The organism is Treponema sp. R6D11, from assembly GCF_054786075.1.
The window spans coordinates 1-9346 of record NZ_BDHD01000074.1; the positions used below are offsets into that span (position 1 = coordinate 1).

General features: G+C 42.6%; 11 protein-coding genes. 8 read left to right on the plus strand and 3 right to left on the minus strand.

All coding sequences use genetic code 11. From position 1 onward, the window contains the following. Positions 1 to 779: methyl-accepting chemotaxis protein (locus ACYVTD_RS07720; RefSeq protein ID WP_461247195.1), on the plus strand; the 779-nt coding region annotated here is incomplete at its 5' end. 59 nt (positions 780 to 838) lie between these two features. On the opposite strand, the gene ACYVTD_RS07725 is transcribed toward ACYVTD_RS07720, so the two are convergent. Beyond that, on the minus strand, positions 839 to 1771 hold the full coding sequence (locus tag ACYVTD_RS07725; protein ID WP_461247196.1) for a hypothetical protein: 933 nt from the start codon (positions 1769 to 1771) through the stop codon (positions 839 to 841). Between the two features lie 92 nt (positions 1772 to 1863). Between ACYVTD_RS07725 and efp the strand changes: the two genes are divergently transcribed. The 7 genes from efp (at position 1864) to ACYVTD_RS07760 (ending at position 8657) form a co-directional block, all read left to right on the plus strand. Next, complete coding sequence (gene efp, locus ACYVTD_RS07730) at positions 1864 to 2427, plus strand: elongation factor P (RefSeq protein ID WP_461247197.1); 564 nt, start codon at positions 1864 to 1866, stop codon at positions 2425 to 2427. Positions 2428 to 2454: 27 nt separating this feature from the next. Further along, entirely contained in the window at positions 2455 to 4014 is a 1560-nt protein-coding gene (locus ACYVTD_RS07735) for a sodium:solute symporter family protein (RefSeq protein ID WP_461247198.1), read from the plus strand. After that, positions 4014 to 5621: a thiamine pyrophosphate-dependent enzyme gene (locus ACYVTD_RS07740; RefSeq protein WP_461247199.1), complete on the plus strand. Its 1608-nt coding sequence runs from the start codon at positions 4014 to 4016 to the stop codon at positions 5619 to 5621. Before ACYVTD_RS07735 ends, ACYVTD_RS07740 begins: the two co-directional genes overlap by 1 nt. A gap of 70 nt (positions 5622 to 5691) precedes the next feature. Further along, entirely contained in the window at positions 5692 to 6270 is a 579-nt protein-coding gene (locus tag ACYVTD_RS07745) for a biotin transporter BioY (RefSeq protein WP_461247200.1), read from the plus strand. Positions 6271 to 6273: 3 nt separating this feature from the next. Continuing rightward, entirely contained in the window at positions 6274 to 7029 is a 756-nt protein-coding gene (locus ACYVTD_RS07750) for an energy-coupling factor ABC transporter ATP-binding protein (protein ID WP_461247201.1), read from the plus strand. Positions 7030 to 7255: 226 nt separating this feature from the next. Further along, positions 7256 to 7636: a hypothetical protein gene (locus ACYVTD_RS07755; protein WP_461247202.1), complete on the plus strand. Its 381-nt coding sequence runs from the start codon at positions 7256 to 7258 to the stop codon at positions 7634 to 7636. Between the two features lies 1 nt (position 7637). Continuing rightward, positions 7638 to 8657, plus strand: a complete 1020-nt coding sequence (locus ACYVTD_RS07760; protein ID WP_461247203.1) for a biotin--[acetyl-CoA-carboxylase] ligase — start codon at positions 7638 to 7640, stop codon at positions 8655 to 8657. 56 nt (positions 8658 to 8713) lie between these two features. Here ACYVTD_RS07760 and ACYVTD_RS07765 read toward each other — a convergent pair whose 3' ends face one another. Together ACYVTD_RS07765 and ACYVTD_RS07770 are read right to left on the minus strand one after the other, a co-directional pair. Continuing rightward, positions 8714 to 9079 carry a hypothetical protein gene (locus tag ACYVTD_RS07765; RefSeq protein ID WP_461247204.1) on the minus strand — a complete coding sequence of 122 codons (366 nt, stop codon included), beginning with the start codon at positions 9077 to 9079 and terminating at the stop codon, positions 8714 to 8716. 29 nt (positions 9080 to 9108) lie between these two features. Beyond that, positions 9109 to 9346: hypothetical protein (locus ACYVTD_RS07770; protein ID WP_461247205.1), on the minus strand; the 238-nt coding region annotated here is incomplete at its 5' end.

Sequence of the window (9346 nt, forward strand, 5' to 3'; positions counted from 1 at the left end):
TTTCACAGGCGTCGTCCGCAATTGATGAAATGGTAGCTAACATACATTCAGTTACAGAAACTCTTATTAAAAACTCTGAAAATGTAAATACATTAAAAGACGCTTCCGAGGTAGGTAGAGGCGGCTTACAGGAAGTGGCGGCTGACATTCAGGAAATAGCGCGTGAATCGGAAGGATTGTTAGAAATTAACTCCGTAATGGAAAATATCGCAAGCCAGACTAACTTGCTTTCCATGAACGCCGCCATTGAAGCCGCCCATGCCGGCGAAGCGGGCAAAGGCTTTGCCGTAATCGCAGATGAAATCCGCAAACTTGCGGAAAGCTCAAGCGAACAATCCAAGACAATCGGCAACGTGTTAAAGAAGATAAAAGAATCAATAGACAAGATAACCAAATCAACAGAGAATGTTCTTAATAAATTCGAGGCGATTGACTCAGGCGTAAAGACTGTAGCCCAACAGGAAGAAAACATCCGCAACGCCATGGAAGAACAAGGCGAAGGAAGCAAGCAAATTCTCGAAGGTATCGGCAATGTAAATAACATTACAAGGCAGGTAAAGAGCGGCTCGGAAGAAATGCTCGAAGGCAGTAAGGAAGTTATAACCGAAAGCCAGAACCTTGAAAAAGCGACACAGGAAATAACGGGCGGCATAAATGAAATGGCATCAGGCGCAGAGCAGATAAACGTAGCTGTACACCATGTTAACGAAATAAGCACCAAAAACAGAGAAGGAATTAGTACTTTAATGCACGAAGTCTCTCGGTTTAAGGTGGAATGACTAAAACGCTTTGCGTTTTAGTCAGCAGTTTTGGGCTTTGCCCAAAACTGCATCATTGATTAATCTTTATACTCGCGAAGGAATTTAAGAAGCGGCTCTTCCCATGATTTTGCCGTTTCTCTTTCCGCCATAAAACGGTTGTAAAGCGAAATTATATGCTCCTTTATCCGCGCCTTATCTTCTTCCTGAATCTTTGTTAAAGGAGCGGCGGACGGGTGAACTTTTATTTTCCGCAAAGATTCATCTGCTTTTGGCGCGGGGGAGAAAAGCAAATTTGTAAATGCCTGCGCTTCTTTGGGCGGGAAAAGCTCCGGGCTGAAACATGTCAAAGCGTATAATGCCGCCGGAATACAGTTTACGCTGTGTTGTTTAACAAAAAGAATCGCCTGACTTATCGCCAATGCGCCTTGTTTTACTTCCAACGCCTGTTCTTTTAATTTTTCATAGTCGCCCAATTTTTTAGCCGTTTCCACAAATTGCAAATAAGTGTGAATAACCACCATAACATGAAGGCTTGGAATGCACATCAAGTGGGGATCCATCATATGAATTACAAAAAAACGCGGTCTTGCGATATAAAACGGACGCTCTGTTGTTGACATATTTTTTTTGTAAACGTCCGCCGCAAAAGCGTATAAATTACCGATTGAATAAATAAAATCCCTCATGTGGACATACGCTTTACGTTTGTAGCGTCTAAGAAAAAACGTAATCATTCTTATCCAAAAATGAACAAAATCAAGGTAAATTGTTACCCATGACGGAATAAAAGGTATTTTTTTGTCCAGAGCGTGATCTACTTTTGTAACGGGAATTCTGCCGGGCAGAAACGCCGCGCGGAACTGACAAAAGAAAAAATTGTACAGTATCGACGGAACGCTCTTACAAAATGCCGGACGCAGAGGCGGGAAAAAAAACGAGTTTAAAAAAGCATAAAGCCAATTTTCGCTGTAAACGCTGTTTTTACGGCTCATAACTGTTAAAAATATCATAAAAAAATACCTTTGTCATCTATTATTTACCACTTCCCATAAAATTCCTTTTTTGCTACACTAATTTATTACAATTTTTAAAGAGGAATAAAATGATTCGATGCGGAGATATTGTTAAAGGAACCTGTCTTTTACAAAAAGGACAGCCGTTTCTTGTAGTTGAGAGGGAATTTCACACTCCCGGCAAAGGCACTGCTATTGCCAGAATAAAAATGAAAAGTATCAAGGACGGCTCCGTTCTTAGCATTACCGTCCCTACCCAACAGGAAGTAGAAGACGCGCAGGTAGACGTTCACACCTGTCAGTATCAATATGCCGATCAGGACAATTACCATTTTATGAATAATGAATCCTACGACCAATACGAGGTTCCAATATCTGAAAATCCAGATAAAAAATTATACTTAAAAGAAAACGACAATTACCAGCTTACCATTTGGGAAGGAAAAGTTATCGATATTCAGATTCCCTACAAGGTGGTTTTTACGGTTGCGGAAAGCGAGAACTATGTAAAAGGCGATACCGTATCGGGCGCGACAAAACCCATTGTAACCGAAACAGGTTTAACGGTTCGCGTTCCCCTTTTCATCAAACAGGGCGAAAAAATTCTTGTAAATACCGAAACAAACGAATATGTAGAACGTGTTAATGAATAAATCCCAAGTCTTACAAAGGAGTAACTTATGTTGATCAAGGTAATTCTTCTTCTTTTGTTTTTTGCAGTAACAATTTTTGTCGGGTTCTATTTTAAGAAAAGAACATCAAGCGTAAATGATTTTGTGCTTGGCGGACGCGCGGTAGGTCCATGGCTTACGGCTTTCGCTTACGGAACATCGTATTTTTCGGCGGTAATTTTTGTCGGATACGCCGGACAATTCGGTTGGAGATTCGGAACCGCCGCAACATGGATAGGTTTGGGCAATGCGTTTATAGGCTCCCTTATGCCGTGGGTAATACTCGGGCGGCGGACGCGCATAATGACACAACATTTAAAAAGCGCAACCATGCCTGAATTTTTCGGTTCAAGGTTCAACGCTACATCATTAAAAATAGGCGCGTCAATTATACTTTTTATATTCCTTATCCCCTACACTGCTTCGTTATACAACGGTCTTTCTCGTTTATTCGAGATGGCGTTTCATGTTGATTTTGTTTACTGTATTGTCGGCATGGCGGTTCTTACCGCAATTTATGTCGTAGTCGGCGGTTATTTTGCGACAGCGGCAAACGATTTTATTCAAGGCATAATCATGCTTTGCGGTATTGTCGCCGTTATAGCCGCTGTACTTCACAGTAACGGCGGTTTTATTAACGCTTTGGCAAAAATGGCGTCGGTAGAAGCAAAAAATGTTAACGGCGACGTTGTTCCCGGCATTCTATCGTCATTTTTCGGTCCCGATCCTTTAAGTTTATTAGGTGTCATAATTCTTACATCACTTGGAACATGGGGACTCCCGCAGATGGTTTCCAAATTTTACTCCATAAAATCCGAAAAAATGATAAGCAAGGGCGCTATTGTATCGACATTTTTCGGGCTTGTTGTAGCGGGCGGCTGTTATTTCCTTGGCAGTTTTGGCAGATTATACGCCGCCTCGGACAAAATAGCGATTGGTCCTAACGGCATAGTCTTTGACTCAATTATTCCCGCCATGCTTTCAGGATTTCCCGATATTATGATTGGCATAGTTATAGTATTGGTGTTCGCGGCGTCTATATCAACGCTTTCGTCCCTTGTTATGGCTTCATCATCAACTCTTACATTGGATTTTTTAAAAGGTCATATTATCAAGAAAATGAACGAGAAAAGCCAACTGTTTATTATTCGCGCCTTGATTGTTGTATTTATCGTAATAGCTTCAATCATAGCCATTATCCAGTATAAAGGCGGAATCTCATTTATCGCCCAGCTTATGGGCATTTCATGGGGCGCGCTTGCAGGTTCTTTCCTTGCTCCATTCCTTTACGGACTGTATTGGAAACGCGTTACAAAATCGGCGGTTTGGTGCAACTTTATTTTCAGCACCGCACTGATGACTCTTAACATCTTTTTCAGACCTTCGTTCCCGACTCTTTTACAATCGCCGATTAACGCCGGAGCGTTTACAATGCTTGCCGGATTTATCATTGTGCCTGTCATAAGCATTCTTACCAAAGCGCCGGAAAAAAACGCGGTGGATAATTGCTTTTCCTGTTATGACGAGCTGGTAAGCGTAAAAGTCCGCGACGATCTTGGCGGAAAGTAATGAGCAACGAAAAATTAGCCCTCTTGGGCGACGAAGCTGTTGCTCTTGGAGCGATACATGCGGGAATAAGCGCAGCTTACGGATATCCGGGAACTCCCTCAACTGAAATTTTACAGTATTTAATTGACGAATACAAAAAAGGCGGTCCTGTCGCCCGCTGGTGCGCCAACGAAAAATCCGCGTTGGAATCGGCTATGGGCGTTTCCTTCGCGGGACGCAGGGCAATCGTTACAATGAAGCACGTAGGCTTAAATGTCGCGGCTGATCCTTTTATAAACGCCGCTCTTTTAAAAATTAAAGGCGGTCTTGTAATCGTCGTAGCTGACGACCCTGGAATGCATAGTTCTCAGAACGAGCAGGATTCCCGCTTTTATGCAAAATTTGCGATGGTTCCATGTCTTGAACCGCGTAATCAACAGGAAGCCTACGACATGGTGCGCGAAGCATTTGACGTTTCAGAATGTTTTAGCGTTCCTGTTCTCTTGCGCCTTGTTACGCGCCTGTCTCACGCCCGCGCCGCGGTTGAAACAAAAAACCCCAAGGCGCAGAATACTCTCTCAAAGACTCAGGAAAAAACAGCATGGATGCTGCTTCCCGCTTATGCGCGCAAAAACTATGCCGCTCTTATTGAGAAACAAAAAGTTCTTGAAGAATGGTCTTTTCAACATTCCGTAAACAAACTGAAAGGCACTGCAAGCGATCTTGGCATAATCACATCTGGAATAGGCTGTAATTATTACGAGGAAAACCTTGCCGACTTTTTAGCTCTGCGTAAAAAACAGGGAAAAGGCGAGCCGGTTCATTTGCACATAGGCACATATCCCCTACCGGAGAAAAAAATACGCAAACTTTACGAAAGCGTTGACGAAGTTATTATCATTGAAGAAGGACAGCCGTTTATAGCACAAAAAGTTTTCGGCATTACAGGAGCGGACATAATACCAATTATTCAATACGGTGAACTTGATCCCGACAATGTACGCAATGTGCTCGGTATTCCGCCAAGAAAAACCGCCCATATTGTTACAGGCGCTCTTCCGGCGCGTCCTCCGCAGTTATGCCAAGGATGCCCACACGCCGACAGTTACAGCGCCATTAACAAAGCGGTCGCCGCCATTGATTCGCGCGAAGGGCATCCCGATATAGCGATTAATTCCGACATCGGCTGTTATTCGCTTGGAGCGACTCCGCCGTATTCAGCGGTAGAAAGCATTGTCTGCATGGGCGCTTGCATTGGCATGGCAAAGGGGGCAAGCGAAGCGGGGCTTAAATACGCTCTTGCCGTAATAGGAGACTCAACATTCATACATTCAGGCATTACCGCCCTTATAGACGCTGTAAAAGCCAATACATCGATGACATTGATAATTCTTGACAATTCCACCGTAGCTATGACAGGCTGCCAGCCTACCATAGTGCCATCTGAAAACCTAAAAAAACTGCTGATAGGCTGCGGCGTTAAACGTATCCTTGAACTTGAAACTAAGTCCGCTCTTGTAGAAAAAAACGCCGCCAAACTGAAAGCCGAAATTGAACACAAAGGGTTTTCTGTTGTGATTTTTAAGAGAGCCTGTCTGGAAGCCTTGCGGAAAAACAAGAAAAAATAAAACTTTTTACTTTTTACAGCTTGACAAAAAAGTGCTTTTTACGTTAACCTGTGTAAAAGTGAGGTTTACCATGATAAAAATTACTAAATCTGTGCGGAATCGGCTTGTTTTTGCGGCTGTTTTTGCGGCGTTAATTGCAGTCTCTAACTTTTTTCAGCTCCCTACTCCGCTTGGCGTGCCTATCGTTCTTAAAAATATGTTTGTCGTTTTGGCAGGCACAATTCTTGGGAGTTTCTACGGCGGTATAGCGGTACTGATTCTAATACTAGCTGGGCTTATCGGTATTCCCGTGTTTGTAATACCCGGCGGCATTGGAGTCTTTAACACTCCGCTAGGCGGTTATATAATCGGCTACTTTGTCGGAAGTTTGTGCGCCGGGCTTGTTTGCGGACTTCCAAAAGTAAGCGAAAAAAAGCTTAAACCCATTCCTGTTATCAGGCTTTGTATCGCGTCCTTTTTAGGGTTTGCCCTTATCCTTGTATGCGGCTCGCTTTACATTATGTTTTTAAAATCTATAACGCTAAAGGCGGCGTTTTTAGCCGGAACAGTTCCTTTCGTTATAGGCGACTTAATAAAATTGGCGCTTGGTATCGCTCTGGCTCTGGCGCTTCGTCCGATAGCGGCAAGGTACATCAACAACGAAGAGTAACCTATGCCTGCGGTAGAAGTTTTTAACGTAACAAAAAAATTCTCCGTATATGAAGATTTACCGCAAAATGAGCAGATACAAGACGGCAGTTTTTACGCCCTCCGTGACATTTCGCTTTCCATCGAAGACGGCGAATGTACAATAATCGCGGGGGCAAACGGCTCGGGAAAAAGCCTATTAATGTCCATCATCGCTGGGCTTGAAGACCCTACAGACGGCTCCGTAAAAACAAGTTCTAAAGTGGGGCTTGTGTTTCAGGAGCCAGACTCTCAAATACTTGGTGAGACACCAAAAGAAGACGTCGCCTTTGGTACGCGCAATATGAAACTTTCAAAGAACGAAATTAAGGCGCGGGTTTACTCCGCCCTTTCGCAGACCGGGCTTGAAGACCGCGCGGACTTCCCTGCCCGCTCGCTGTCAGGGGGCGAAAAACGCCGGCTTGCTTGCGCGGGAGTTTTGGCAATGGACGCGCAAATAATCATTTTTGATGAGCCTTATGCCAACATGGACTTTCCCGGCGTTGTGCAGGTAAATAGGCTTTTTCAAAAACTGATTGCCGACGGCAAAACTGTAATTATTCTCACCCATGAGTTGGAAAAATGTTTAGCCCTTTCCAAGCGTTTTATTGTATTATGTAAGGGGGAAAAAGTTTATGACGGAACCGCATCTGACGCGCTTTCCCGTGATCTTGAGGCGTGGGGAATACATCACCCGTTAAAAAATTCCGCGCGCTCTTTAGGAGACCTTTTATGGTTATAAACAATGCGGTATTCAAGTACAAAACAAAAAAGGGACTTTTACACAAAGTTCCCGCTGTAATAAAATTATTATCGCTTCTGCCCCTTTCCCTCTTTGTTTTTCCGCCGTAAAGACGCTTCCGCTTTGCGCGCCGCTTACAGCCGATTCTCTTGCGGCGTTTATCTGCGGTTTATCGTTACAAGATCAAATAACAGATTTTAAACCCGCTTTTTTTTACGCTCTCCTTATGTACGCTCTATCTGTGTTTTCAAACTTAATCAATAACTTTAGATTAATGCCTGTAAACCATTTTTTAACATTGTTAATTCCCGATCTTGAATATTTGCGGATAACTCTGCGCCTCGTTCTCATTGTGCAGATTTCCGCGCTGTTATTCCGCACAACAAGCTCTCTTGAAATAAGGGAAGTTGTACGTTCAGAAATTATATCTTTATTTTTAAGTTTTATTCCTGAAATTTTTAAAATATGGACTTCTATCAACCTTGCATGGAAGGCACGGGGCGGCAAAGAAGGGCTTGGGAAAATAAAAACGCTTATGTTTATTTTAATTTCGCTCAGTTTTGAAAAAGCGGCATTAAAAGCAAAGGCGCTTGAGGCAAGGAGTTAGCATGAAAGATAAATCAAAAATTTCAAGTAAGGCGCGTCTTCTTACGCTCCTTAGAGAAAAACAAGGTGCGCCGACAAGCGGAAGCGTACTTGCCAAAGACTTAGGTATTTCCCGTGTCGCGGTTTGGAAAACCGTTCAGTCTCTTACGGAAGCCGGTTACGCCATAGAGACAGGAGAAGCCGGTTACTCTCTTGACCCTAAAAAAGAAAAAGATTTCCTGTATCCGTGGGAATTCGGCGAAAAAGAAAATTTATTTTACCATTTTAAAAATACGGGAAGCACAATGGACAGGGCAAGAGAATCGGCTGTAAGCGGCGCGCAAAGCGGAAGCGTCTTTACGGCGGAAAAACAAAGCGCAGGCAGAGGAAGAAACGGCAGAACATGGGTCTCGCGCCAAGGCGGGCTTTTCTTTTCTATCTTGGAACGTCCGCGTCTTACAATAGCCGAATATACCCAACTGTCGCTTACCTTGCAAATTGCCGTTGTAAAAAGTATATCGTCAATTTGCGGTAAAAAAGCATTTCTTCGTTGGCCCAACGATATATACATAGACCATCGTAAAATAGCGGGAATTACAACCGAAGTTTGCGGCGAAGGCGATTTAATTACTTGGCTTACAGGCGGAATAGGCGTTAATGTGAACAACCCCGTCCCCTCAGGCAGAGCGTCAAGTTGTACCGAGATTACAAAGCGGCAGGTATCGCGCAAGGAAGTGTTAATCAAAATACTGGAAGAAATTGACAATGTAAAAAAATCATTTGCTTCAACCGCCGCGTATTCGCAGGGGAATCGCCCTCTGTCAGCGGAATGGAACTCGTTAGCCGATTGTATTGGCGCAAAAGCCGCTGTTTTTGAACCGGCGGTAATACAAAACGACGATTCTTACGGCAAACGCGAAAAAATTCTGGCGCGTGGAATTTTTCAGGGAATAGACCCCGCCGGAAGGTGCATCATAAAAACAGACGAGGGCTCGCTGTACTTTAATCATGGTTCAGTCTCGTTAGCTTTCTTGAATGGGTAAACATTAGAGCAAAAAAAACGCTCCCAAGAGGGAGCGTTTGTAAAATGTAAATTACTTTACTTTTTCTTTGGATTAATCCAATTATCCAAATCAACAGTCATTTGATGGTATCTGTTAATCAATTCTTTAAGCTGATCAAATTCCAGAACCGGTACAACTTTGTTGGCTCTTTCAATTGATTCAATTTCCTCTACTTTATCTTCAACAAGTTTTTTGTATCGACTTATCATATCTACCAGTTGTTTTAACGCATCTTGTGATCTTTTTGTTGTATCATAGGCTTTTAAAGTTGTATATTTATCTTGAAATTGTTTGTATAAGTCATTACTTTTTTCCAATACTGATTTAGCGTCATCTACCGGATCGCTGTAGGCAAAGCCGGCAATAAATAACATCATTACAACAAATACTACTTTCTTCATTTTTTACGCTCCTATAAAATACTAAAAAGTTATTTCTGTTTACCGTTACCGGTCCAATCAGCCATATCTTTATTCATTTGATGGTATCTGTCCATTAAAGTTCTAAGCTGAGAAAATTCTTGAGTTGTTACCTGTTTATTTCCTCTTCTCTTTACTTCCATTTCTTCCAGCTTAAAATCAATAAGTTTTTTTTGTCGATCTATCATTGTTTGCATAAGTTTTATATTATCTTGATTTTGTACGCTAGAATTATACTCTCCTAAAGAT